Genomic DNA, 26,688 nt, shown 5'->3' on the forward strand with positions numbered 1-26,688 from the left:
ACTTAATGAGCGTAAGCAATCCAACACTGATCACGTTCGTGATCTACATCGCAGCAATGGTGCTGATCGGCTTCATGGCCTATCGCTCCACCAATAACCTCTCTGACTACATTCTTGGCGGCCGTAGCCTGGGCAGCGTCGTGACGGCTCTGTCCGCCGGTGCTTCCGACATGAGCGGCTGGTTGTTGATGGGCCTGCCGGGCGCCATCTACATGTCCGGTCTGTCCGAAAGCTGGATCGCCATCGGCCTGATCGTCGGCGCCTACCTGAACTGGCTGTTCGTCGCCGGCCGTCTGCGCGTGCAGACCGAGCACAACGGCGATGCCCTGACCCTGCCGGACTACTTCTCCAGCCGTTTCGAAGACAAAAGCGGCCTGCTGCGTATCATCTCGGCGGTGGTGATTCTGGTGTTCTTCACCATTTACTGCGCTTCCGGCATCGTGGCTGGCGCCCGTCTGTTCGAAAGCACCTTCGGCATGTCCTACGAGACGGCGCTGTGGGCTGGTGCTGCGGCGACGATTGCCTACACCTTCGTCGGCGGTTTCCTCGCGGTGAGCTGGACTGACACCGTACAAGCCACGCTGATGATCTTCGCCCTGCTGCTGACGCCGATCATCGTGCTGCTGGCCACCGGTGGTGTCGATACCACGTTCCTCGCCATCGAAGCTCAGGACCCGAGCAACTTCGACATGCTCAAGGGCACCACCTTCATCGGCATCATCTCGCTGATGGGCTGGGGTCTGGGTTACTTCGGTCAACCGCACATCCTCGCGCGCTTCATGGCCGCTGACTCGGTGAAGTCGATTGCCAACGCCCGTCGCATCTCCATGACCTGGATGATCCTGTGCCTGGGCGGCACCGTCGCCGTGGGTTTCTTCGGTATCGCCTACTTCTCGGCGCACCCGGAAGTGGCCGGTCCAGTCACCGAGAACCACGAGCGGGTGTTCATCGAGCTGGCAAAAATTCTTTTCAACCCGTGGGTTGCCGGTGTCCTGCTGTCGGCGATTCTCGCCGCTGTGATGAGCACCCTGAGCTGCCAGCTGCTGGTTTGCTCGAGCGCTCTGACCGAGGACTTCTACAAAACCTTCCTGCGCAAATCCGCTTCCCAGGTGGAACTGGTGTGGGTCGGTCGCGCGATGGTGTTGCTGGTGGCGCTGATCGCTATCGCCATGGCCGCCAACCCGGAAAACCGCGTACTGGGCCTGGTGTCATACGCCTGGGCCGGTTTCGGTGCCGCGTTCGGTCCGGTGGTGCTGATTTCGGTGATCTGGAAGGACATGACCCGCAACGGCGCACTGGCCGGCATCCTGGTCGGCGCGATCACCGTAGTGGTCTGGAAGCATTTCGAACTGCTGGGTCTGTACGAAATCATCCCGGGCTTCATCTTCGCCAGCCTGGCGATCTACATCGTCAGCAAAATGGGTGAGCCAACCAAAGGCATGGTGCAGCGCTTTGAAGCGGCGGAAAAAGATTTCCACCTGAACAAGTGATGCATTGAGCTGCGGCTCACAGAAAAACGGCCCGTTTCCTACAAGGAGGCGGGCCGTTTTTTTGTGCCTGCAATATCCCTGACTCAGCATAGATCCCCTGTGGGAGCGGGCTTGCTCGCGAATGCGGTGGGTCAAATGAAATCAATGTCGACTGACACGGCCCTTTCGCGAGCAAGCCCGCTCCCACAGTTGTTCGGTGGTGATTTTGAGAGGGTTGTCTGTAGTCGGATACACCGATTTGCGAAGGCTTTTTCGACAGGAAAAGTAGGGCAAATCTGATTTTCCCGTCACCCACCCAACACCTCTTGCCCCTCATGCAGAATCGCCCGCCCTCAATCTGCAGAGAGACATCGGATGTTCGCGCCTGCCAATCAACCGCGTTTCACGTTGACCCTCGAAGGCGCCCAAGTTGATCTCAAAGTCCTTGAGTTCACGGGCAAGGAAGCCATCAGCCAACCCTTTCGTTTCGAGCTGGAACTGGTCAGTGAGCGTCCGGATCTGGACCTCGAAAGCCTGCTGCACCGTCAGGCGTTTCTGAGCCTCGATGCGGAAGGTTCCGGTGTCCATGGTCAGATTTATCAGGTCGGGCAGGGCGATTCCGGGAAACGTCTGACGCGCTATCACCTGAGTCTGGTGCCGCGTCTGACCTACCTCGGTCACCGCATCAACCAGCGGATTTTTCAGCATCAGACGGTTCCACAGATCGTCGCGCAGATCCTCAAGGATCACGCAATCCTGCGCGATGCCTTCGAGTTCCGCCTCGGCAGCGATTACCCGGTGCGGGAATATTGCGTGCAATACGCCGAGAGCGATCTGGCGTTCATCCAGCGCCTGTGTGCCGAGGTCGGCATTCATTACCACTTTCAGCACAGTCCCGAAGGCCATCTGTTGGTGTTCGGCGACGATCAAACGGTGTTTCCGCGCCTGGCCGAGCCGACGCTGTATCTGCCGGGCAGCGGCATGGCGTCGACGGCGCCGGCCATCAAGCGCTTCAACGTCCGGGTGGAGACTCGCACCAGCGTGGTCACCCGGCGCGACTACAACTTCGAAAAGCCGCGACTGCAACTGCAAAGCCGCAGCGACAGTGAGCAGCGCCCGGTGCTCGAGGACTATCACTTTCCCGGCCAATTCAACGATCGAGAAACCGGCAGGCAACTGGCGAAACGTACGCTGGAAAGGCATGTCGCCGACTACCGTCAGGCTGAGGGCATCAGCGACGTATCCGCACTGGTTTGCGGACATTTCCTGCAACTGAGCGAGCATCCGCGCCAGGACTGGAATGACCTTTGGCTGCTCACCGCCATCGAGCATCATGGCCGACAGCCGCAAGTGCTGGAGGAATCGGTGACCAGCGATGGGGAAACATTTCAGGGTTACCGTAATACCTTTCTTGCCACGCCGTGGGAGGTGTTCTTTCGCCCGGCGTTGGGGCCGGAAAAACCGCGCATGCCCGGTTATCAGCCTGCCGTGGTCACCGGGCCGCAAGACACGGAAATCCATTGCGACGAGTACGGCCGGGTCAAGGTGCAACTGGCCTGGGATCGTGACGGCGAGCTCAACGAGCATTCCAGTTGCTGGCTGCGCGTTGCCACGGGTTGGGCGCATGATCATTACGGCAGCGTGCTGATCCCGCGGGTCGGCATGGAAGTGCTGGTCGGTTTCATCGATGCCGATGCCGACAAACCGTTGGTGATGGGTTGCCTGCCAAACGCCGCAACTCCGCTGCCGCTGGACCTGCCCACCGACCAGACCCGCAGCATCTTCCGCAGCCAGAGCAGCCCCGGTGGTGGCGGTTACAACGAGCTGCGCATCGAGGACAAAAAGGGCGCCGAAGAAATCTACCTGCGCGCCCAGCGCAACTGGACGCAGCATGTCCTGCACGACCAGCAGGTGCAGGTCGACAACCAGCGCAGCATTGTCGTCACTGGCCTTGCCAGCCATGAACTCAAGGCTGACGAGCAGCGCATCACCCACGGCCAGCGCCACACCGAAGTGAAACAGGACGATCACCTCACGGTTATTGGTGATCGACATATTCGGGTGAGTAGTCAGGCAACCAGTGCGAGCGCACAAATTCACGTCAGTGCCGGGCAACAAGTGGTGATCGACGGTGGCGCGAGCGCGACCATTCAGGCCGGCGGGCAATGGATCAACATCGGTCCCGGCGGGATTTTCAGTAGCGTACCGATTGTCGTGGGTGGGGCGCCAATGGCGGCGATGAGTGCAGCGCCGGGAGTGCCGGGATTGCCGGCAAAACTCGCAGCAGCACCAGCGGCCATGCTCACTGCTGCGCAAATCATGAGCTTTAAAGGTGATGCACCATTCTGCGAAGAATGCGAGCGCTGCAAGGACGGTGTCTGTGCAGCCTGATTGCCTGACGCCTTCAGCGTGGCTGGCGCGTGAGCCGCTGAAACCTTCGGAGCAACTGTTCGCGATTTTCAGTAACGCCAGCGACGCCAGGCCTCCACTGGTTGCACCGAGCCCGATCTGGGCAGAGACGATCTACGCCGAGTGGGATGCGGTGATGCCCTTCGTGGGAATTGTCGCGGCGGACAGTGAGTTTCTCGATTGGGTGGCCTCTACCGAGTCTCGCGACTGGGGGTGGTTGGCGGTGTCCTCGGCGAGCCTGGAGGTGGTAGTTGAGCACTTTCGCAGCCTGACTCAAGTGCTGATGCCGGACGGCACAGCGGTGTTTTTCCGATTTTGGGATGGACGGTTTTTGTTGCCGATCCTGCAGTCCGATGAAGTGCAATCTGTGCAGTTGATGCCGGTGATCTCGCGCGGCTTGATCAACGGACAGACCGTGGAGATCGGGGGCAGGGCGCAGGTTTCGGGGCGGGTGTTTCCTTGGTGGAAAGTACCGGGATCGGTCTTGGCCGCAACAGCTGATGACATTCGCATCGGCAATGCTGTGCAGTGGCTGAGCGAGGAGCATCCTGCCGTGTTCGAGGCCTTTCCCGAGCCGGTTTTACGTTGCAAGGTCAGGCAGTTTTTTCAGGTTTCAGCGTCGGAAGAAACGTCGCAATCGGCGTTATTGGACCATTTGCAGGACCAAGCAGAATGAAATTTCCGGGCGAAGTCCTCGGATCAGCGATGTTCGCATCCTGGGTTTTGATAAAGCTTTCGATGGGTTGTCGAGGCAACTGAACTGTGGCGAGGGGATTCATCCCCGATGGGCAGCGAAGCGGCCCCAAGACCTGTCATCGCGGAGCAACAGATACAACATGTTGACAGAATAGGGGGGCTGCTGCGCAGCCCATCGGGGATGAATCCCCTCGCCACAGGTATTGGGCCGAATCTTAAGGTGTAAGAGGGCCACTCAGCCCCCAACCCCTGACTTGCCGCCCGGTAAAAGGTAAACTTTGCGCCCTTCGCAGGAGCAGCCATGAATTATCGTCACGCCTTCCATGCCGGCAATCACGCCGATGTGTTCAAACACCTGACCTTGACCCGCCTCATCGCCTTGATGTCGCGCAAGGAGCAGCCGTTTGCCTATCTCGATACGCACGCCGGTATCGGTTTGTATGACTTGCAGGGTGATCAGGCCAACCGTACCGGCGAGTACCTGGAAGGCATTGCGCGTTTGTGGGATCAGCCGGATCTGCCGGCGCTGACCGCCGACTACATGAAGGTGCTGCACGAGATGAACCCGGATGGCCAGTTGCGCTACTACCCGGGTTCGCCGGAGTTGGCGCGGCGTCTGACCCGGCCTCAGGACCGGGTGATGCTCAACGAGAAACACCCGGAAGACGGCGTGCAGCTCAAAGAGAACATGGCCGGTGACCGTCGGGTGAAAGTGCATCTGGGCGAGGGCTGGCATGTGGCGCGGGCGATGCTGCCGGTGCAGGAGAAGCGTGCGGTGATGTTGATCGATCCGCCGTTCGAGCAGCTTGATGAGATGCAAAAGTGTGCGGCGTCGCTGAAAGAAGCGATTGGCCGGATGCGCCAAACCGTGGCGGCGATCTGGTATCCGGTGAAGGATCAGCGTGCGTTGCGCCGTTTCTATCAGGATCTGGCTGGTACCGGTGCGCCGAAGTTGCTGCGCGTGGAACTGCTGGTGCATCCGCTGGATACGCCGAACAGCCTCAACGGCTCGGGGATGGCGATTGCCAATCCGCCGTGGGGGCTGGAGGAAGAATTGCGTGAGCTGCTGCCGTGGTTGTCGAAGAAGCTTGGGCAGACTCAGGGTGGGTGGCAGATGGATTGGTTGATTGCTGAAAGCTGATCAACTGTTTTAGCGGTGTCTGAACGGACGCCTTCGCGGGCAAGCCCGCTACCACAAAGTACTGCGCCATTTTGAAGTCGGCGCTAAACCTGTGGGAGCGGGCTTGCCCGCGATGCTTTGGGGTTTAGTTACCCGCCAGGCTCGGTGGCATGCACACGCCGGTGCCGCCAATCCCGCAATAGCCCTCAGGGTTCTTCGCCAGATATTGCTGGTGATACGCCTCGGCGAAGTACACGGTCGGCGCCTGCTCGATCTCGGTGCTGATTTCGCCCAGACCCGCCTTCGACAGTTCAGCCTGATACACCGCTTTGCTCTTCAGCGCAGCGTCCAGTTGCTCTGGCGAGGTGGCGTAGATTACCGAACGGTACTGGGTACCGATGTCGTTGCCCTGACGCATGCCCTGCGTCGGGTTGTGCAGCTCCCAGAACATCGCCAGCAGCTCTTCGTAGCTGACTTTGTCCTTGTCATACACCACCAGCACTACTTCGGCATGGCCGGTCAGGCCCGAGCAGACTTCTTCGTAGGTCGGGTTCGGTGTGTAGCCGCCGGCGTAACCGACCACGGTGCTGACCACGCCTTCGCGCTGCCAGAAGCGGCGCTCCGCCCCCCAGAAGCAACCCAAGCCGAAGATCGCAAAGTCGACGTCCTGGAAAAACGGGCCGAGCAGCGGAGTTTCTTCGAAGACGAAATGCTTTTCAGGCAGGGTCATCGCGGTTTCGCGGCCGGGCAGAGCTTGATCTTTGGTCGGTAGCACGTTTTTGTTCACCAGAATTTCCGAGCGCAGAACCATGATCGTTCCTCTCAGTCAGGATGGGATGTAAAAAGTCAGACCGCCAGTGTGCCGAATGATGCCGGATTTCGCACTATTCAAATGTGGGAGCGGGCTTGCTCGCGAATGCGGTGTGTCATTCAACATTTTCTCTGCTGACCCACCGCATTCGCGAGCAAGCCCGCTCCCACAAGGGGAGTTCATCGACAGGGTATCTTTGGGTCTAGAGGCAGAGCGGGCCGCGCGGGTAGCGCTTGAGCGCCTGGATCAGCTCGGCGCCGGGGATCGGCCGGTCGAACAGGTAGCCCTGGCCGACGTCGCAACGGTGGCGACGCAGGAACGCCAGTTGCTCGGCGGTCTCGATGCCTTCAGCCACGACTTTGAGCTTCAGGTTGTGGGCCATGGCGATCACCGCGGAGGTGATTTCCATGTCGTCCTGGTTGTCGGGGATTTCGTGGATAAAGCTTCGATCGATCTTGATGATGTCGATCGGGAATTTCTTCAGGTAGCTGAGCGACGAGTAACCGGTGCCGAAGTCGTCCATGGCCAGGGTCAGGCCCAGACGCTTGAGCTGATCAAGTTGCAAGTGAGTGTCTTCGGTGGCTTCCAGCAACAGGCCTTCGGTCAGCTCCAGTTCGAGCAGATTGGCCGGCAGCGCCTCTTCCTTGAGGATGTTGGCGATCGAGGCGACCAGATCCGGGTCGGAGAACTGCTTCGGCGAGAGGTTGATCGCCACTTGCAGGTTGCCCATGCCGGCGGCGGTCAGCGCCTTGCTCATGCGGCAGGCCTGACGCGCAATCCACTTGCCGATCGGAATGATCAGGCCGGTTTCTTCGGCAACGCTGATGAACTGATCCGGGCGGATCATCCCGCGTTCCGGGTGGTTCCAGCGCAGCAGCGCTTCCATGCCTAGCAGGCGACCGCTGCGCAGGCACAGCTTGGGCTGGTAGAACACGTCCAGCTCGTTCTGGGTCAGGGCGCGGCGCAGGTTGTTCTCGACGAACAGCTTGTAGCTGGCCTCGGCGTTGAGTGCTTCGGTGAAGACTTGCACCTGGTGTTTGCCGTTGGCCTTGGCCTTGTGCAGGGCCAGACCGGCGTTGCGCATCAGGGTCTGCGGATCGCGACCATGCAGCGGCGCACAGGCCAGGCCCACGGAGCCGGTGACACTGATCAGCTGGTTGTCGACGAACATCGGTTTGTCGAGGGTCGCCAGTAATTGGTTGGCGATCTGTTGGCCGGTGGCGAGGTCGGTATCGTCGAGCAGCACGGCGAATTCGTTACTGGCGAAGCGCGCGAGGCTGCCACTCGGGCTGAGGCTGTTGCGCAGGCGCCGGGCGAGGCTGATCAACAACTTGTCACCGGTCTGGTGCCCGAGGCTGTCGTTGATCCGTTTGAAGTTGTCGATGTCCACCAGCAGCAGGCTGATCGGCGTATCGCTGTCGCGGGCGAAGCGTTCGTCCAGATTGCGGATAAACGCCGGGCGGTTGCCGAGGTTGGTCAAGTTGTCGGTGTAGGCCAGACGTTCGATGCGCTGCTGCGCCAGTTTGGTCTGGGTGATGTCTTCGTAGATGCCGATGTAGTGCGTCAGCTCACGGTTGTCGCCGTACACCTTGGAGATCGACAACTGGCCCCAGTACGGTTCGAGGTTTTTGCGCCGGCTCTTGAATTCGCCCTGCCAGCTGTTGCTCTTGGCCAGCGCCGAGGGAGCGTCGAACAGCAGCTCGCTGAGGTTTTCCAGCGCCGGCAGCTCCGACAGGCGCTGGCCGTGGACTTCCTCGGTGGAGTACTGGGTGATCGCGGTGAAGCTCGGGTTGACGTACTCGACCACGCCGTCGCAATTGACCAGCAGAAAGGCGTTGGCACTTTGCTCGACCGCACGCTGGAACAGGTGCAGGGCGCTGGTGGCGGTGCGGCGGTTGTGGTTGTTGATGACCTGGGCGAACTGGTCGGCCAGCTCACCGGCAAAGGCGATTTCGTCGGACTGCCAGGCGCGGGTGACGCCGGTCTGCTCCAGACAGAGCACGCCGACCACCTGGCCGTCGACGCGGATGCTGGCGTCGAGCATGGCGTTGACGTCACGCGGGCGCAGGGCTTCGGCCATCTCACGGGTGCGCGGGTCGCGCATCGCATTATGCGCGTCGATGGCGCGGCTGCCGTGCAGGGCCTCCATGTAGTCGGGGAAACCGCTGATGTCGATCACCTCCGGCAGGATGTATTCCTGCGTCGCGCGGTGATACGCGGAAATCGGCACCAGCAGATTGCCTTCGAGGTTCCACAGGCTGGCGCAGTCGATTTCATAGATATCGCAGGCGCAGCGGGTGATCAGTTCGGCGGCTTCCTGCAGCGAGTTGTGGCTGCTGTAGCGCTGGCGGGCGAGCAGCAGAATCAGATCCTGCTGGGCGCGCACCCGATCAAGGTGCTGCAATTGTTCCTGCTGGGCGCGCTGGTTGAGTTCGAGGGCGATCTGCAGGCGCGAGTTCTGGGTTTCGAGGTCAACGGACGGCAGCGTTGGCGCTTCGTCGAACACGTCATCGACCGCCAGCAAATAACCGCGCAGCAAGTGTCGATTGTGCTGTTTATAGGCTTCGCCCAGTTCGAGGATGCTCAGCACGCCCGCAGCGGTGTGCAGGGTGTAGCGCACCAGATAATGCGGGCTGTCGCGCAGTTGCTGCTGGATCGCGTCGTGCAACTGATAGCGCGCTTCAGGCTCCATCAGGCTGGCATACGGTGAACCGACCAGCGCACAGAGCTCGACGGCCGGCTGGCCGAATTGACGTTCGCAATTGGGGTCGAGAAACAGCATCGCCCAACTGGCTTCATTCAAGCGCTCGAAACGCAGCATGCCGAGCCGCGAGGGCACAGGCAACTGCGTCACTACCTCGGCCGCCATACGGCTGGCGGCATCGGGTTGGCTCTTCATGAAGGAACTCGCTTGGAAATATGCTGAACGCGCCGGGCTCTCGCCCTCTTTACTGTTGCCTGCGGCAAGGTTGCATCATTGCGGCACCGACTGACAAGAGAGATGAAGGCCAAGTGCTATAAGAATGTGTCGGCCGCTCGGGGCATTTCTCCAGTGGGTGGTTGAAAAGAGCAAAAGATCGCAGCCTGCGGCAGCGCCTGCAGGGATATACGATGTCCTTCAGGAGCTGCCGAAGGCTGCGATCTTTTAGATTCAACGTAATTTCAGGCTGAGCGATTGCAGCTTCTTGCCATCTCGATCATGGTAATTGATCAAAATCTGATCAGCCTCGACCACTACATGGGCGAAGTTGTCTTCGCTGACCACAGTGCTGGTCAACTCATGTTGATAGTCACCCGCCGCAGTGCGTACCAGTGGCTGATCAAGGATGAACGTCGACGCCGTGGCATAGGGCAAAAGTTTGCTGTTACACAACGGCGAGGAGACGATGGTGTGGACTTCGAAGTCCGGGTCTTCGCTATGGGTCAGGCGCGAGGTCAGCGAGCCGTGCACGTCGCCCGAGACGAATACGACATTCCTGATCTGTCGGGTGCGAATGGTTTCCAGCAGGCGCAGGCGCTGCGCCGGGAAGGCTTTCCACGCATCGTCGCCGTGCAGTTTGCGATCCGGATAGAACATCACGCTGGTGACCACGAATTTGACCCGTGCCTTGCTGTTGCTCAGCCAGGCAACCAGGGCCAGTTCCTGCTCGCTGTCCAGGATGCGTCGATCATCAGCAGCCAGGTTGCGCCGAGTGCGGCTATCAGTGACAAACCATTCAATATCGCCATCGCTGAACTGATACCAGTAATGCGCCAGTTTTGAATGATCAATCTCGCCATCAACTGTTAGTTCATGCGCCGGACTATGACTGGTTTGATACAACTCATACGCCGCCATTGCATTGCGATATAACTCATGATCGGACTTACTGGCGTTCGCCGGCCAGTTGTCTTCAATTTCGTGGTCGTCGAGGATCATGTAAGTCGAAGTGCCGGACATCAGCCGCTGAATATTCGGTTGCGAGAAGGCCGCGCGATATTTGTCGAGGATGTCCTTGTATTCGCGATCCGGGGCAATCAGGTTGAGGTCGTCGACATAGATCTGGTCTCCGGTCATCAGGGTGGCGCTGATCGGCGGCTCGGCGCCTTCGATCAACTGATTGATCGAGGCGAATATACGGTCGCCAATTTGGGGCAGGGAAGCAATGCCGGCGGTCATGCGCAAGTAGCGACAGGAGCCGATGATATAAGCGCGTGGCTGCGCGGCGTCGCTGGCACGGGTGCGAAAGCGGTAGATCTCGCGCGGCCATTGCAGAGGCAATTCGGCGATGCTCTCGACGGTATGCACCGGGCTCATGGGGCTGAACCAGCCCGTCTGGTATTCGTATTCGCAATGGCTCTCCAGGTTATTCAATGAAAAGACCTGGCAAAAATCGCGCAAAGCACTTAAACGGGAAAAAAGGCTATTTGACCATTGATTGCTGTCGCGCTTTCGATAACGCAGGCCGGCAAATGTGGTGGCGTTGTTTTGCGAGTCGCCGCGCATGAAGATGCGTGCGTGATTAGTTGTTGTATGGCCAATAATCGGGCCGACAGTTGGTTTTAACATGTTCGAATCCGTTCGAATTGATACTTGAATAACGGTCAGTGTTTAGCAAGTTATTCGTTTAACTTGTGCCGCCAAGGTTAGTTGTCGGCGGATAAAAAATATCGGCGCGAAGTGGACTGGACTCGTGGCTTAAGTAGACCGAAGTTGTAGGAATAAAAGCGTTGTAACTTTTCTTCGGGCAAAAAAAGCCCCGTCAAACTGACGGGGTTGAGGTACGAGCGTGTGGCGCTCGAAAACGTGGGACGCAATCGGCCCTCCGTTGCCGGAGGGCCGAACGCTTTACAGCAGGATGGTGCGGATGTCGCCCAGCAGGCTGCCCAGACGCTGGGTGAAGCGTGCAGCGGCGGCGCCGTTGATCACACGGTGATCGTAGGACAGCGACAGTGGCAGCATCAGTTTCGGCTGGAAGGCTTTGCCGTCCCAGACTGGCTGGATGGTTGCCTTGGAAACACCGAGGATCGCCACTTCCGGCGCGTTGACGATCGGCGTGAAGCCGGTGCCGCCAATGTGGCCGAGGCTGGAAATGGTGAAGCAGGCGCCTTGCATCTCGTCCGAAGACAGCTTCTTGGTGCGGGCTTTTTCAGCCAGCGAAGCCGCTTCAGCAGCCAGTTGCAGCAGGCTCTTCTGGTCGACGTTCTTGATCACCGGGACCAGCAGGCCATCCGGAGTGTCTACCGCGAAACCGATGTTGACGTACTTCTTGCGAATGATCGCCTTGCCGCTTGGCGCCAGCGAACTGTTGAAGTCCGGCAGCTCCTTGAGCAGGTGCGCGCAGGTCTTGAGCAGCAGCGGCAGGATGGTCAGCTTGACGCCGGCCTTCTCGGCGACGGCTTTTTGCGCAACACGGAAGGCTTCCAGCTCGGTGATGTCCGCCGAGTCGAATTGCGTCACGTGCGGCACGTTCAGCCAGCTGCGGTGCAGGTTGGCAGCGCCGACCTGCATCAGGCGGGTCATCGGCACTTCTTCGATTTCACCGAAGCGGCTGAAGTCCACGACCGGAATCGGCGGGATGCCCGCGCCACCGGTTGCGCCGCCAGCAGCGGCCGGTGCTTCCTTGGCCTTCTGCATCATCGCCTTGACGTAAACCTGCACGTCTTCTTTCAGAATGCGACCGTGCGGACCGCTGGCGCCAACGGCGCTCAGCTCGACGCCGAACTCACGGGCCAGTTGACGCACGGCAGGGCCGGCGTGAACTTTCGCGCCTGGCTTGGCCGGCGCAGCAACCGGAGCGGCAGCAGCAGGTGCTGCGGCTGCCGGAGCCGCAGCGGCCGGTGCCGGAGCACTTGGCGCAGCGGCAGCTGGAGCCGGGGCAGCAGCAGGGGCTGCGCCTTTGACTTTCAGCTTGAGGATCAGGTCGCCGGTGCCGACTTCGTCGTCCAGCTTGATGGAAATGCTTTCCACCACGCCAGCGGCAGGCGATGGGATTTCCATGCTTGCCTTGTCGGATTCGAGGGTGATCAGCGACTGGTCGGCTTCAACGCTGTCGCCAGCCTTGACCAGGACTTCGATGATCTTGGCCTTGCCGGCCGAACCGATGTCCGGAACATGGATGTCCTGAACGCTGTCAGCCACTGGAGCAGCCGGGGCTGCCGCAGGAGCAGGCGCAGCGGCAGCGGCTGGCGCAGCAGCCTGAGCCGGAGCGGCCGCAGCAGGCGCCGCAGCACCCGCCACTTCCAGATCCAGAATCAGGTCGCCAGTGCCGACTTCGTCGTTGAGCTTGACGCTGATGGCCTTGACCACGCCCGCGGCAGGCGACGGGATTTCCATGCTGGCCTTGTCGGATTCCAGGGTGATCAAAGATTGATCAGCCTCGACGGTGTCGCCGACCTTGACCTGGATCTCGATGATCTGCGCCTTGCCCGACGAACCGATGTCCGGCACGTGCACTTGCTGCACCGAAGCGGCAGCAGGGGCAGCGGCTGGCGCGGCAGCAGCAGGCGCGGCAGCCGGTTTGGCTTCAGCTTTTGCAGCCGGTGCAGCAGCAGGTGCAGGGGCCGCTTGCGCGGCGCCCTCGACTTCCAGCTCAAGCAGTTCGTCGCCTTCTTTCAGGCGGTCGCCCAGCTTCACTTTCAGGCTCTTGATGACGCCGGCTTTCGGGGCCGGCACTTCCATGCTGGCCTTGTCCGATTCCAGAGTCAGGATGCTCTGGTCGGCTTCGATACGGTCGCCGACCTTCACAAACAGTTCAATTACTTCACCTTCACCGCTGCCGATGTCAGGTACGCGAATGAGTTCGCTCACAAAATGTCTCCTCAGCAGTCCAGTGGGTTGCGTTTTTCCGGGTCGATGCCGAACTTGACGATGGCCTCGGCCACCACTTTAGGTTCGATATCACCACGGTCAGCCAGTGCTTCCAGGGCTGCCAACACCACGAAATGACGGTCGACTTCGAAGAAATGACGCAGTTTCTTGCGGCTGTCGCTGCGGCCGAAACCGTCGGTGCCCAGGACTTTGAATTCCTTGGACGGTACCCACTGACGGATCTGCTCGGCGAACAGCTTCATGTAGTCGGTAGAGGCAATCACCGGACCTTTACGGCCGCTCAGGCACTCTTCAACGTAGCTCTGCTTAGGCTTCTGGCCAGGCTTCAGACGGTTGCTGCGCTCTACGGCCAGGCCGTCGCGACGCAGTTCGTTGAAGCTGGTGACGCTCCATACGTCGGCGCCGATGTTGAACTCTTCACGCAGGATCTTCGCCGCTTCACGCACTTCACGCAGGATGGTGCCGGAGCCCATCAGCTGTACGTGATGCGCCGCATCGCGGGTGTCTTCTTCGAGCAGGTACATGCCTTTCTTGATGCCTTCTTCGGCACCGGCCGGCATGGCTGGCTGCTGGTACGACTCGTTCATCACGGTGATGTAGTAGAAGATGTCCTGTTGTTCTTCGGTCATCTTCTTCATGCCGTCCTGAATGATCACCGCCAGCTCGTAGCCGTAGGTCGGATCGTAGGTGCGGCAGTTCGGGATGGTCGCGGCCAGCAGGTGGCTGTGACCGTCTTCGTGCTGCAGGCCTTCACCGTTCAGGGTGGTACGGCCGGCGGTGCCGCCGATCAGGAAGCCACGGGTACGGCTGTCGCCAGCGGCCCAGGCCAGGTCACCGATACGCTGGAAGCCGAACATCGAGTAGAAGATGTAGAACGGCAGCATCGGCTGGTTGTGGCTGGAGTACGAAGTACCGGCAGCGATGAAGGAGCTCATGGCGCCTGCTTCGTTGATGCCTTCTTCAAGGATCTGACCTTTCTGGTCTTCCTTGTAGAACATCACCTGGTCTTTATCGACTGGCTCGTAGAGCTGGCCGACGGAGGAGTAGATGCCCAACTGACGGAACATGCCTTCCATACCGAAGGTACGGGCTTCGTCCGGGATGATCGGCACGATGCGCGGGCCGATTTCCTTGTCCTTGACCAGTTGCGCGAGGATCCGCACGAAGGCCATGGTGGTGGAAATTTCACGGTCGCCCGAACCATCGAGGATGGCTTTGAGGGTGTCCAGGTCCGGGGTCGGTACGCTGAAGCTCTGCGCGCGGCGCTGCGGTACGAAACCGCCCAGTGCGGCACGGCGCTCGCTCAGGTAGCGGGCTTCGGCGCTGTTTGGCTCTGGCTTGAAGAACGGCAGGTTCTCCAGCTCTTCGTCCTTGACCGGGATGTCGAAGCGGTCGCGGAACAGCTTCAGGCTGTCGACGTCGACTTTCTTGGTGTTGTGCGCAGTGTTTTTCGCTTCGCCGGCACCGGTGCCATAACCCTTGATGGTCTTGGCGAGGATGACGGTTGGTTGTTCTTTGTGGTTGACCGCTTCGTGGTACGCCGCATAGACCTTGTACGGGTCGTGGCCGCCACGGTTGAGTTTCCAGATCTCGTCGTCGGACAGATCGGCAACCATCGCCTTGAGTTCAGGCGTGTTGAAGAAGTGCTCGCGAACGAACGCGCCGTCTTTGGCTTTGTAGTTCTGGTACTCGCCGTCGATGACTTCGTCCATGCGACGTTGCAGGATGCCGTCGACGTCTTTGGCCAGCAGTGGGTCCCAGAAACGGCCCCAGATGACTTTGGTCACGTTCCACTGAGCACCGCGGAACACGCCTTCGAGTTCCTGGATGATCTTGCCGTTGCCACGAACCGGGCCGTCGAGGCGCTGCAGGTTGCAGTTGATGACGAAGATCAGGTTGTCCAGCTTCTCGCGGCCGGCCAGGGAGATCGCGCCCAGGGATTCCGGCTCGTCGCACTCGCCGTCGCCCAGGAAGCACCAGACTTTCTGTTTGCCCGGCTGGATGAAACCGCGGTGTTCCAGGTACTTCATGAAGCGTGCCTGGTAGATCGCCTGGATCGGACCCAGACCCATGGATACGGTCGGGAACTGCCAGAAGTCAGGCATCAGCCAAGGGTGCGGGTAGGACGACAGGCCCTGACCGTCGACTTCCTGGCGGAAGTTGTTCATCTGGTCTTCGGTGATGCGGCCTTCCATGAATGCACGGGCGTAAACGCCTGGCGAGGTGTGGCCCTGGAAGTAGATCAGGTCGCCGCCGTGTTCGTCGGTCGGGGCCTGGAAGAAGTAGTTGAAGCCGATGTCATACAGGGTCGCACTGGAAGCGAAGCTGGAGATGTGACCACCCAGGTCAGAATCTTTCAGGTTCGTACGCATTACCATGGCCATTGCGTTCCAGCGCACCAGCGAGCGAATGCGGCGTTCCATGAACAGGTCGCCAGGCATGCGTGCTTCGTGGGTTACCGGGATGGTGTTGCGGTAAGGCGTGGTGATGGCGTAAGGGAGCTGCGAACCGCTGCGGGTCGCCAGTTCACCCATACGGGTCATCAGATAGTGAGCACGGTCTTCGCCTTCTTTGTCGAGAACCGATTCCAGGGCGTCCAGCCATTCCTGGGTTTCGACGGGATCGAGGTCTTGCATGGCTTGCTCCAGGGCGGAAAGGCTTCCAGAATCGGTTGCCTGAGTTTGCGACTGGCCTTGTGGGCAGACGATTTAAAATTCTTGGATTGCCGACAGGTTGTTCCGGCGGCGTGTAGTTTTACTACAAATCTTTGAGCATTTCAGCCTTTCGCCTGTATAGACGAGTAGTAAAACTACAGAGGAAAGGCTTGTGGCCTCCGACTGCGTTGTGAGAATAATCGTTAAGGTTGGTCGATTACCATCCGAAAAAGGTGAAAGTTTGATGCTGGATGCCAAAGAAGAAGAAATTTCAGCTATTTCTAACTTTTGTTCGACAGTCCTTCGCGTAGCGGGTTTTCATCAAACACTACAAGCGGCCATTTACACGCCGATCAAGGATAGACCATGACCCTGCCCGTGCTCGCTGAACTCCCCGCCATTCTCCTGCCGTTGGTCACTCGATCCGAGCAGTCGTTCCGTACGGCCGTCGCCGCGCTGGAAGACGATCACGGTTTCTCCAGCTGGACCCCGGAACGCTGGGCGCAATTCGCCCGCGTCAGTGCCGCCAGCGATTTCGTCATTGAACAGAGCGTTCGTGACCCTTTGATGTTGCTGTCGCTGGTGCAGTCCGGCGAACTCGACCGGCCGTTCGCGCCGGGTGAATTGTGCGCGCAGATTGCCGCCGCCGTGAACACCGCGCAAAGCGAAGACGAGCTCGGGCGCGTCCTGCGTCGTCAGCGCGCTCGGCATCAAGTGCGGATCATCTGGCGTGACCTCAACCGCCAGGCCGATCTGGTGCAGACCTGCCGCGACCTCTCCGACATGGCCGACGCCACCATCGATCAGGCTTACCGGTGGCTGTACAGCCGCCATTGCCAGCAGTTCGGCACGCCGACCGGCCGGCGCAGCGGCTTGCCGCAGCAGATGGTCATCCTCGGCATGGGCAAGCTCGGTGCGGTCGAGTTGAACCTGTCGTCGGACATCGACCTGATCTTCGCCTACCCCGAGGGCGGCGAAACCGTCGGTGTGAAACGCGCGCTGGATAATCAGGAATTCTTCATTCGCCTCGGTCAGCGCCTGATCAAGGCCCTCGACCCGATGACCGTCGACGGTTTCGTGTTCCGCGTCGACATGCGCCTGCGCCCGTACGGTTCATCCGGCGCGCTGGTGCTGAGCTTCAATGCACTGGAGCAGTATTACCAGGATCAGGGCCGCGACTGGGAACGCTACGCGATGATCAAGGCGCGGGTGGTGGCCGGCGATCAGACGGCCGGCGCGCAGTTGCTCGACATGCTGCGCCCGTTCGTTTACCGCCGTTACCTGGACTTCTCGGCGATCGAAGCGCTGCGCACCATGAAGCAGCTGATCCAGCAGGAAGTGCGGCGCAAGGGCATGGCCGACAACATCAAGCTCGGCTCCGGCGGTATCCGCGAGGTCGAGTTCATTGCCCAGGCTTTTCAGTTGATCCACGGCGGGCGCGACCTCAGCCTGCAACAGCGTCCTCTATTAAAGGTGCTGAGCACGCTGGAAGGACAGGGCTACCTGCCGCCGGCGGTGATCAGCGAGCTGCGCGAAGGTTACGAATTCCTGCGTTACACCGAACACGCGATCCAGGCGATTGCCGACCGCCAGACCCAGATGTTGCCGGACGGCGCTCAGGATCAGGCGCGCATCGCGTTCATGCTCGGCTTCGCCGATTGGCACGCCTTCCATGAAAAGCTGATGTTCTGGCGTGGTCGGGTGGCCTGGCACTTTGCGCAGGTGATCGCCGATCCCGATGAAGAAGAGGGCGCCGACTGCGAAGTGGTAGTGGGCGGTGAATGGTTGCCGCTGTGGGAAGAGGAGCAGGATGAAGAGGCCGCTTGCCGACAGCTCGAAGAGGGCGGCTTTGCTGATGCGACCAAGGCCCTGAAGGCGCTGGCCGGTTTGCGCGGCAGCCCGCAGTTGCGTGCGATGCAACGGCTGGGTCGCGAGCGTCTCGATGCTTTTATTCCGCGTCTGCTGGCCCAGGCGGTGGAGCATGACAACCCGGATCTGGTGCTGGAACGGGTGCTGCCACTGGTCGAAGCCGTGGCCCGACGTTCGGCTTATTTAGTGTTGCTGACGGAAAACCCCGGCGCCCTGCGGCGTTTGCTGACGCTGTGTGCGGCCAGTCCGTGGATTGCCGAACAGATCACCCGTTTCCCGTTGCTGCTCGACGAGTTGCTCAATGAAGGCCGGCTGTTCAAGCCGCCACTGGCCCCGGAACTGGCCGCCGAATTGCGCGAGCGCCTGACGCGGATCCCCGAAGATGACCTCGAACAGCAGATGGAAGCCCTGCGTCACTTCAAACTGGCGCACCGCTTGCGCGTCGCCGCCTCGGAAATCGCCGGCAGTCTGCCGTTGATGAAAGTCAGTGATTACCTGACCTGGCTCGCCGAAGCGATTCTCGAGCAAGTGCTGGCGCTGGCCTGGCGTCAGACGGTGGCCAAGTACGGCACGCCGCTGCGCACTGACGGCAGTTTGTGCGATCCCGGCTTCATCATTGTCGGTTATGGCAAAGTCGGCGGGCTGGAACTGGGGCATGGTTCGGACCTGGACCTGGTGTTCATCCATGACGGTGATCCGCAGGCGGAAACCGACGGGCCGAAGCCGATCGATGGCGCGCAGTTCTTCACCCGGCTGGGGCAGCGGATCATTCACTTGCTGACGGCGCAGACCAACTCCGGCCAGCTGTATGAAGTGGACATGCGTTTGCGCCCGTCCGGCGCGTCGGGGCTGTTGGTCAGTTCGCTCGGGGCGTTTGAGCGCTATCAGGAAAATGAAGCCTGGACCTGGGAACATCAGGCCCTGGTGCGGGCGCGGGTGCTGGTCGGCAGTCAGGATGTCGGCCAGGCCTTCGAGAAAGTTCGCGCGCAGGTTTTGGGCAAGGCGCGGGATCTGGCGAAGCTGCAACAGGAAGTCAGCGAGATGCGCGCCAAGATGCGCGATAACCTCGGCAGCAAGAGCACGGCGGCCGGCACGGCGGTAAATGCCTTCGAGGCCACAGCGCCGTTCGACCTCAAGCAGGACGCCGGAGGTATCGTCGATATTGAATTTATGGTGCAATACGCGGCCCTGGCGTGGTCGCACAGCCACCCGCCGTTGCTGCGCTGGACCGATAACATCCGCATTCTGGAAGAGCTGGAACACGAAGGGCTGATGCCTGCCGAAGACGCCAGCCTGTTGCGCGAGGCCTATAAAGCCTACCGCTCCGCCGCCCACCGACAGGCCTTGCAGAAGGACGCCGGGGTGATTGCAGGCGACCAGTTTGTCGAGGAGCGCCGGCAGGTATTGCGGATCTGGAAAGAGTTGGGGCTAAGCTGAGTCGCAGATGTGTGAATGAATGCAAAACCCTGTAGGAGTGAGCCTGCTCGCGATAGCGGAGTGTCAGACGACTTCAATGTTGAATGTAACGACCCCATCGCGAGCAGGCTCACTCCTACAATAGATCTGCGGTGAGTCGCAGATGTGTGAACAGAGGCAAAACCATGTGGGAGCGAGCCTGCTCGCGATAGCGGAGTGACAGTCGACAGTCATGTTGAAGGTAATGACCCATCGCAAGCAGCGCCGCTCCCTCAGTGATTCTCGAGGCGGGGAGGCATTGGCCTCCCCGGTTCGTTTATGGAAACCACATGAATATTCTGATCGTTGGGCCCAGTTGGGTCGGTGACATGGTGATGGCGCAGACACTGTTTCAGTGTCTCAAGCAGCGCCACCCGCAATGCGAAATCGACGTGCTGGCCCCCGAGTGGAGCCGGCCGATCCTTGAGCGCATGCCTGAAGTGCGCAAGGCCTTGAGCTTCCCGCTCGGCCATGGCGCGCTGGAACTGGCGACGCGTCGGCGGATCGGCAAGTCCCTGGCCGGCCAGTACGATCAGGCGATCCTGCTGCCGAATTCGCTGAAGTCGGCGCTGGTGCCGTTTTTCGCCGGCATCAAGCAGCGTACCGGCTGGCGTGGCGAATTCCGCTACGGCCTGCTCAATGACGTGCGCACGCTGGATAAAGAACGTTATCCGCTGATGATCGAGCGCTTCATGGCGCTGGCTTACGAGCCGAACGCCGAGCTGCCAAAGCCTTATCCGCGTCCGAGCCTGCAAATCGATCCGGTGACCCGCGAAGCGGCGCTGGCCAAGTTCGGCCTGACTCTGGACCGCCCGGTGTTGGCCCTGTGCCCCGGCGCCGAGTTCGGCGAATCCAAGCGCTGGCCGTCCGAGCATTACGCCAAAGTTGCCGAAGCGCGGATTCGCGAAGGCTGGCAGGTGTGGCTGTTCGGCTCGAAAAACGACCACGCGGTAGGCGAAGACATTCGCGCACGGCTGATTCCCGGGCTGCGTGAAGAGTCGGTCAATCTCAGCGGCGGTACCTCGCTGGCCGAAGCCATCGACCTGTTGTCCTGCGCCGACTCGGTGGTGTCCAACGACTCCGGCCTGATGCACGTTGCGGCGGCGCTGAACCGTCCGCTGGTGGCGGTCTACGGCTCTACGTCACCGGGGTTCACCCCGCCGCTGGCCGAGCACGTCGAAATCGTTCGTTTGGGACTCGATTGCAGCCCGTGCTTCGACCGTACCTGCCGGTTCGGCCATTACAACTGCCTGCGCCAGCTGATGCCGGACGCGGTCAACGATGCCTTGCAGAAACTGCAGGGCTCCGTGGTCGAGGTTCATTAAGTTGCGGGTATTGCTGATCAAGACTTCATCGCTGGGCGACGTGATTCACGCGTTGCCGGCGCTGACCGACGCCGCCCGGGCCATTCCCGGGATCAAGTTCGACTGGGTGGTGGAAGAAGGCTTCGCCGAGATCCCGACCTGGCACCCGGCCGTCGGCAAGGTGATTCCGGTGGCGATCCGCCGCTGGCGCAAAAACCTCTGGCAGACCATCAAGAGCGGCGAGTGGAAGCACTTCAAGCAAAGCGTGCGCGCCAGCCAATACGATCTGGTGATCGACGCTCAGGGCCTGCTGAAAAGCGCCTGGCTGACCCGCTACGTCAAAGCCCCGGTGGCCGGCCTCGACAAAGGCTCGGCGCGCGAGCCGATCGCTGCACGTTTCTACGACCGCAAACTGGCGGTGGCCCGTGGGCAACACGCCGTCGAACGGGTGCGTCAGTTGTTCGCCATCGCCCTTGGTTATGACCTGCCCAAAGGGTTGGGCGACTACGGCCTCAACGTCGAGCGTCTGGTGGAATTGCCGCGCAAGAGCGCCTTCGTGGTGTTCCTGCACGGCACCACGTGGGACACCAAACACTGGCCGGAAGCCTACTGGCGCGAGCTGACCGAGCGGGTCGGCTATCTGGGCGTCGGGGTCAAACTGCCGTGGGGCAACCCGCTGGAGAAGGCCCGTGCCGAACGGATTGCCGCCGGTTTCAAACACGCCGAAGTGCTGCCGAAGCTGAATCTGGCCGGGGTCGGTAAAGTGCTGGCCGGCGCCCAGGCCTGCGTCGCGGTGGACACCGGCCTCGGCCATCTGGCGGCCGCGCTGGACGTGCCGACGATTTCCCTGTTCGGCCCGACCAACCCGGGCCTGACCGGCGCCTACGGCAAGGTGCAGATTCACATGGCCAGTGATTTCCCCTGCGCCCCTTGCCTGCAAAAGAAATGCACTTACCAACCGACCGCGCAGGATGCCCGCCAGTTTGACCTGAAACGCGAGCAGCCGCTGTGCTTCACGCGTGTGAATCCCGAGCGTGTCGCCAGCCGTCTGAGCACGTTGTTAATGGCTGAGGAGCTGCGCTGATGCAATTGGCTTTTGTTCTGTACAAATATTTCCCGTTCGGTGGCTTGCAGCGCGACTTCATGCGCATCGCCCTCGAATGCCAGAAGCGCGGCCATCAGATCCGTGTCTATACGCTGATCTGGGAAGGCGACGTGCCGCCCGGTTTCGAAGTGCTGGTGGCGCCGGTCAAGGCGTTCTTCAACCACCGTCGCAACGAGAAACTCACGGCGTGGATGGAAGCGGATCTGGCCAAGCGTCCGGTGGACCGCTTGATCGGCTTCAACAAGATGCCGGGGCTGGACGTCTACTACGCCGCCGACGGCTGCTTCGAAGACAAGGCGCAGAACCTGCGCCATTCGCTGTACCGCCGCTGGGGCCGCTACCGCCACTTCGCCGAGTACGAGCGCGCGGTGTTCGCCAAAGACGCGAAAACCGAAGTGCTGATGATTTCCGAAGTGCAGCAGCCGCTGTTCATCAAGCATTACGACACGCCATTGGAGCGCTTCCACCTGCTGCCGCCGGGTATCGCCCAGGATCGTCGCCGGCCGGCGGATGCCGACCAGATTCGCGCCGGGTTCCGCGCCGAATTCAGCCTCAAGGACGATGAATTGCTGCTGGTGCAGATCGGCTCCGGGTTCAAGACCAAGGGCGTCGATCGCAGCCTCAAGGCGCTGGCTGCACTGCCCGCCGAGCTGAAGAAGCGCACCCGGCTGTTTGTAATCGGCCAGGATGACCCCAAATTGTTCCAGATGCAGAGTACGACTTTGGGCCTGGGCGACAACGTGACCTTCCTCAAGGGCCGCAGCGATATCCCGCGCTTCCTGCTTGGCGCCGACCTGTTGATCCACCCGGCGTACAACGAAAACACCGGCACAGTATTGCTCGAAGCGCTGGTCGCCGGGTTGCCGGTGCTGGTCAGCGCGGTCTGCGGTTACGCCCATTACATTGCCGAGGCGGACGCCGGGCGAGTGCTGGACGAGCCGTTCGATCAGGCGCAACTGACGCAGTACCTGACTGACATGTTGAATGACGACGCTGCACGCGCGGCCTGGAGCCGCAATGGTCTGGCTTTCGCCGAGACGGCCGACCTCTACAGCATGCCGCAGCACGCGGCCGATGTGATTCTGGCGGAGCACGCTTAAATGAAGTTGATGCTGGCTGAACCGTTCAAGAGCCTTTGGGCCGGGCGCGACCCGTTCGCCGAAGTCGAAGGCTTGCAGGGCGAAGTCTACCGCGAGCTGGAAGCTCGACGGACTCTGCGCACGGAAGTCGACGGCAACGGATTTTTCGTCAAGATCCACCGGGGCATCGGCTGGGGCGAGATTTTCAAGAACCTGCTGACCGCCAAGCTGCCGGTGCTTGGCGCAGGTCAGGAGTGGAAGGCAATCCAGCGTCTGCAGGAAGTCGGCGTGCCGACCATGACCGCCGTGGCTTACGGCGAGAAGGGCAGCAACCCGGCGGATCAGCATTCGTTCATCGTCACCGAAGAGCTGGCGCCGACCATCAGCCTCGAAGACTTCAGCATCGATTGGGTCAAGAACCCGCCGCAGCCGAAACTCAAGCACGCGCTGATCGCTGAAGTGGCGCGCATGACCGGCATGATGCACCGCGCCGGGGTCAACCATCGCGACTGCTACATCTGCCACTTTCTGCTGCACACCGACAAGCCGATCACCCCGGACGATTTCAAGCTGTCGGTGATCGACCTGCACCGCGCCCAGACTCGCCCAAGAATTACTCAACGCTGGCGCAACAAGGATCTGGCCGCGTTGTATTTCTCGGCACTGGACATCGGCCTGACCCGACGCGACAAGCTGCGTTTCCTCAAAGGCTACTTCCAGCAACCGCTACGCCAGATCCTCGCCGAAGAAGCGCCGTTGCTGAGTTGGCTCGAAGGCAAGGCCAACAAGCTTTATGCGCGCAAACAGCGTTACGGGGATGCGCTCTGATGGCGGGTTGGACGCTTGAACCGCAATACAGCGAACTGAGCGAAGATTTCGGCAGCCTCGAAGCGGTGTTTGCCCTGCAGGGCGAGCGCCTGACCCGCGACCCGCTGTCCGAAGTCATCCGCGTGCAGCGCAACGGCGTGAATTACTACGTCAAACGCTACGTCGGCGCCGGTAAAGGCTTGCGCCGTTACCTGGGCAAGCCCCGGGTGAAGATGGAGTGGCAGAACCTCAAGCGCTTCGCCAAGTGGGGCATTCCCACCGCCGAAGTGGTGGCCTGGGGCCTGGAGCGACGTGGCGCGGCCTATGCCCGTGGCGCCATGATCACCCGCGAGCTGCCGCGCACCGAAGACCTGTCGGCGCTGGCCGAGCGCAATGATCCGAAACTCAAGGATCGCCTGTGGGTCGATGGCATCAGCCGGCAGTTGGCCGGCTACACCCGAACCATGCACGACCACCGCTTTACCCATAATGATCTGAAGTGGCGCAATCTGCTGATCGACGATCAGGCGCAGCTGTTTCTGATCGATTGCCCGAACGGCGATTTCTGGCGCGGCTTCTGGCTCAAATACCGGATCACCAAGGATCTGGCCTGTCTCGACAAGGTGGCCAAATATCACCTGTCGAACACCCAGCGCCTGCGCTTCTACCTGCAATACCGCGGACGTGATCGGCTGAATGCCGCCGACAAGAAACGGATTCGCCACGTGGTGAGATTTTTCGAGGGACGCGAATGACTGATTTCCTGGCTGCTGAAGACCGGGCGCTGCTTGAGCGTCATGGCCTCGGCACTTTCGACGCGCTCTGGGCCAAACAGCTCGAGGCCGTGGACGAACCGAACACCGATGGCGGTGGCTGGAGCAGCGTGTTTCGCCTGGAGCTGGAAGGGCAGGCCTACTACCTCAAGCGCCAGAGCAACTACCTGACCCGCACCCTGCATGCGCCGTTCGGCGAGCCGAGTTTCGCCCGCGAGTTTCGCAATATCAGCCGCTACAACAAGTTGGGGATCCCGGCGCTGCAAGCGGCGTTCTTCGGTGAGCGCAAGGTCAAGGGCGAAGTCCAGGCGATCCTGCTGACCCGTGCCCTCGACGGCTGGGATGATCTCGACTCGTTGCTGCAGCGCTGGTCCGAGCTGAGCACCGCGCAGCAATCGGCCATTCTCAAGGCCTGTGGACAGCTGGCGCGCCGGCTGCACGGCTTGCGTCAGGTGCACGGCTGCTTTTATCCGAAACACATCTTTTTGCAGGCTGATGGCGACGCCTATCGGGCGCAACTGATCGACCTGGAAAAGACCCGGCCCTTGCTGTTCGGCATGCGCGACCGGGTCAAGGATCTGGAGCCGCTACTGCGTCGCGCCCCGGAATGGAGCGAAGCGCAATTGCGCGAGTTGCTCGCGGCCTATCTCGATCAGCCAGTCAACAGTTCGCTGGTCGACAGCTGGGTGACGCGCCTGACTGCGCGGCGCAGTCGCAAGGAGACCCGTTGATGCGCTTGTCCGAACTGAAAAACGCCGGACGTGCGCCGAGTCTGCCGCTGACGATCAGCCTCGCTGATGCGGCCGGTCCTGCGGATCTGCAACTGCTGAATCTGCTGCGGGTGTTGCCCGGGCAGCGCTATGTCGGTGCCGGGGTCTGGCGCGGGCGGCCGGTGCTGGCCAAATTACTGGTGGGCAGCAAGGCTGCACGGCATTTTCAGCGTGAGCTTGCGGGCGTCAAGCTGCTCGCCGAACAAGGCCTGACCACGCCACTGTTGCTGGCTGATGGCTTGCAGGACGGCGAGGGTGGCTGGCTGTTGTTCGAATTTCTCGAAGGTGCCGAAAGCCTTGGTGAGGCCTGGCAGAAAGTCGAATCGCTGCCAGTGCTGGCGGACGAGCAATCGGCGGTACTCGCCGAGGCGCTGGGCGCTATCGGTCAACTGCATGGCAAAGGCCTGTGGCAGGAAGATCTGCACCTCGACAATCTGCTGCGCCAGGGCGGTCAGTTGTACCTGATCGATGGCGCCGGGATCTGCGCCGAGACCGCTGGCCAGCCGCTGTCGCGGCAAAAAGTGCTGGAAAACCTCGGGGTGTTTTTCGCCCAGTTGCCCAAGTCGCTGGAGCCGTTCACCGAAGAATTGCTGGTGTATTACCTGCTGAGCAACAGCGAACACGCGTTGCCGCTGGAAGCCTTGCAGAAGCAGATCGCCAAGGTGCGCGCCTGGCGCCTGAAGGATTACCTGATCAAGGTGGGCCGCGAGTGCACGTTGTTCAGTGTGCAGCGCGGTGCGTTCGCCTTGCGGGCGATCCGTCGCGAGGAAGAAGCGGCGATGCTGCCGGTGCTGGATCAGGCCGATGCATTGCTCGATCAGGGCCATCTGTACAAGACCGGCGGCGCGGCGAGCGTCGGCAAGGTCGAAGTGGCCGGGCGTACGCTGGTGATCAAGCGCTACAACATCAAAGGCTTTGCGCACTGGCTCAAGCGCTTCTGGCGCCCGAGCCGTGCGTGGCACTCGTGGCGTGAAGGCAATCGCCTGGCGTTCCTCGGCATCGCCACGCCGAAACCGCTGGCGGTGCTGGAAAAGCGTTTTTTGTGGTTGCGCAGCCGTGCCTATCTGGTGACCGAGTTCCTGCCGGGGCCGGACATCATCGAGCGCTTTGCGCCGTATGTGGAAAGCGGTGCGGCGCCGGAATCCGAGTTGCAGGCGCTGGATCGACTGTTCGCACGATTGATTGCCGAGCGCATCAGCCATGGCGACTTCAAGGGGCATAACCTGTTCTGGCAGGAAGATCGCTGGGCACTGATCGATCTGGATTCGATGTGTCAGCACAGCTCTGTCGGAAGTTTCGCAGCGGCCTATGCGCGGGATCGGGCACGGTTCATGCGCAACTGGCCCGAGAGCAGCGCGCTGTATCAGGTGATCGATCAGCGGTTGCCCAAGGACATCTCCAGCGCGGCCTGAACCGCCTTCGCCAGCAGGCTGGCTCCCACATGGGAAAGCATTCCCCTGTAGGAGCGAGCCTGCTCGCAACAGGGCTTTAAAGCCCCAAAAATCTCCCGTTGAGCAATAGCGGACAAACACCACTGACTTGTCCTACAGCTTCTC

At 60.9% G+C, this 26,688-nt stretch carries 18 protein-coding genes; 13 read left to right on the forward strand and 5 right to left on the reverse strand.

Annotated features, from left to right (window positions below):
- The first annotated feature begins 5 nt into the window (after positions 1–5).
- From putP to V3W27_RS13525, 4 genes are all read left to right on the forward strand, one after another.
- Positions 6–1,490, forward strand: coding sequence for a sodium/proline symporter PutP (putP, locus tag V3W27_RS13510; protein WP_103368701.1), 1,485 nt, complete (start codon positions 6–8; stop codon positions 1,488–1,490).
- A 354-nt stretch (positions 1,491–1,844) separates the two neighbouring features.
- On the forward strand, positions 1,845–3,860 hold the full coding sequence (locus V3W27_RS13515) for a type VI secretion system Vgr family protein (protein ID WP_330206798.1): 2,016 nt from the start codon (positions 1,845–1,847) through the stop codon (positions 3,858–3,860).
- Positions 3,850–4,554 carry a DUF4123 domain-containing protein gene (locus V3W27_RS13520; protein WP_330206799.1) on the forward strand — a complete coding sequence of 235 codons (705 nt, stop codon included), beginning with the start codon at positions 3,850–3,852 and terminating at the stop codon, positions 4,552–4,554. The genes V3W27_RS13515 and V3W27_RS13520 overlap by 11 nt, the downstream gene beginning before the upstream one ends.
- A 321-nt stretch (positions 4,555–4,875) precedes the next feature.
- Positions 4,876–5,715 (forward strand): 23S rRNA (adenine(2030)-N(6))-methyltransferase RlmJ, encoded by an 840-nt coding sequence (locus V3W27_RS13525; protein WP_003220988.1) that lies wholly within the window; start codon positions 4,876–4,878, stop codon positions 5,713–5,715.
- Positions 5,716–5,839: 124 nt separating this feature from the next.
- Here the strand turns inward: V3W27_RS13525 and msrA are convergent, their stop codons facing one another.
- From msrA to aceE, 5 genes are all read right to left on the reverse strand, one after another.
- Positions 5,840–6,505, reverse strand: coding sequence for a peptide-methionine (S)-S-oxide reductase MsrA (msrA, locus tag V3W27_RS13530; RefSeq protein ID WP_097087056.1), 666 nt, complete (start codon positions 6,503–6,505; stop codon positions 5,840–5,842).
- Between the two features lie 202 nt (positions 6,506–6,707).
- Positions 6,708–9,404 carry a putative bifunctional diguanylate cyclase/phosphodiesterase gene (locus V3W27_RS13535; protein WP_247269704.1) on the reverse strand — a complete coding sequence of 899 codons (2,697 nt, stop codon included), beginning with the start codon at positions 9,402–9,404 and terminating at the stop codon, positions 6,708–6,710.
- Between the two features lie 252 nt (positions 9,405–9,656).
- On the reverse strand, positions 9,657–11,054 hold the full coding sequence (locus tag V3W27_RS13540) for an alkaline phosphatase D family protein (RefSeq protein WP_247269705.1): 1,398 nt from the start codon (positions 11,052–11,054) through the stop codon (positions 9,657–9,659).
- 279 nt (positions 11,055–11,333) lie between these two features.
- The gene (gene aceF, locus V3W27_RS13545; RefSeq protein WP_330206800.1) at positions 11,334–13,295 is read right to left on the reverse strand and encodes a dihydrolipoyllysine-residue acetyltransferase; all 1,962 of its coding nucleotides are present in this window, start codon (positions 13,293–13,295) and stop codon (positions 11,334–11,336) included.
- An 11-nt stretch (positions 13,296–13,306) separates the two neighbouring features.
- Positions 13,307–15,952: a pyruvate dehydrogenase (acetyl-transferring), homodimeric type gene (gene aceE / locus V3W27_RS13550; RefSeq protein WP_003220999.1), complete on the reverse strand. Its 2,646-nt coding sequence runs from the start codon at positions 15,950–15,952 to the stop codon at positions 13,307–13,309.
- 262 nt (positions 15,953–16,214) lie between these two features.
- Here aceE and V3W27_RS13555 point away from each other — a divergent pair, with 262 nt between their 5' ends.
- From V3W27_RS13555 to V3W27_RS13595, 9 genes are all read left to right on the forward strand, one after another.
- The gene (locus V3W27_RS13555) at positions 16,215–16,340 is read left to right on the forward strand and encodes a hypothetical protein (RefSeq protein WP_256198919.1); all 126 of its coding nucleotides are present in this window, start codon (positions 16,215–16,217) and stop codon (positions 16,338–16,340) included.
- Positions 16,337–19,276, forward strand: a complete 2,940-nt coding sequence (gene glnE / locus V3W27_RS13560) for a bifunctional [glutamate--ammonia ligase]-adenylyl-L-tyrosine phosphorylase/[glutamate--ammonia-ligase] adenylyltransferase (RefSeq protein WP_330206801.1) — start codon at positions 16,337–16,339, stop codon at positions 19,274–19,276. The genes V3W27_RS13555 and glnE overlap by 4 nt, the downstream gene beginning before the upstream one ends.
- 308 nt (positions 19,277–19,584) lie before the next feature.
- Positions 19,585–20,619 (forward strand): lipopolysaccharide heptosyltransferase II, encoded by a 1,035-nt coding sequence (gene waaF / locus V3W27_RS13565; RefSeq protein WP_047290935.1) that lies wholly within the window; start codon positions 19,585–19,587, stop codon positions 20,617–20,619.
- Between the two features lies 1 nt (position 20,620).
- Positions 20,621–21,682 (forward strand): lipopolysaccharide heptosyltransferase I, encoded by a 1,062-nt coding sequence (gene waaC / locus V3W27_RS13570; protein ID WP_330206802.1) that lies wholly within the window; start codon positions 20,621–20,623, stop codon positions 21,680–21,682.
- Complete coding sequence (locus V3W27_RS13575; protein ID WP_135294812.1) at positions 21,682–22,803, forward strand: glycosyltransferase family 4 protein; 1,122 nt, start codon at positions 21,682–21,684, stop codon at positions 22,801–22,803. Before waaC ends, V3W27_RS13575 begins: the two co-directional genes overlap by 1 nt.
- Positions 22,804–23,610, forward strand: coding sequence for a lipopolysaccharide core heptose(I) kinase RfaP (gene rfaP / locus V3W27_RS13580; protein ID WP_096794729.1), 807 nt, complete (start codon positions 22,804–22,806; stop codon positions 23,608–23,610).
- The gene (locus V3W27_RS13585; protein WP_041065844.1) at positions 23,610–24,344 is read left to right on the forward strand and encodes a lipopolysaccharide kinase InaA family protein; all 735 of its coding nucleotides are present in this window, start codon (positions 23,610–23,612) and stop codon (positions 24,342–24,344) included. The genes rfaP and V3W27_RS13585 overlap by 1 nt, the downstream gene beginning before the upstream one ends.
- Positions 24,341–25,093: a lipopolysaccharide kinase InaA family protein gene (locus V3W27_RS13590; protein WP_330206803.1), complete on the forward strand. Its 753-nt coding sequence runs from the start codon at positions 24,341–24,343 to the stop codon at positions 25,091–25,093. Before V3W27_RS13585 ends, V3W27_RS13590 begins: the two co-directional genes overlap by 4 nt.
- Complete coding sequence (locus V3W27_RS13595; RefSeq protein ID WP_330206804.1) at positions 25,093–26,544, forward strand: lipopolysaccharide kinase InaA family protein; 1,452 nt, start codon at positions 25,093–25,095, stop codon at positions 26,542–26,544. Before V3W27_RS13590 ends, V3W27_RS13595 begins: the two co-directional genes overlap by 1 nt.
- The last annotated feature ends 144 nt before the right edge of the window (positions 26,545–26,688 follow it).

The organism is Pseudomonas sp. AM14(2022) (assembly GCF_036346455.1).
Taxonomy (GTDB): domain Bacteria; phylum Pseudomonadota; class Gammaproteobacteria; order Pseudomonadales; family Pseudomonadaceae; genus Aquipseudomonas; species Aquipseudomonas putida_A.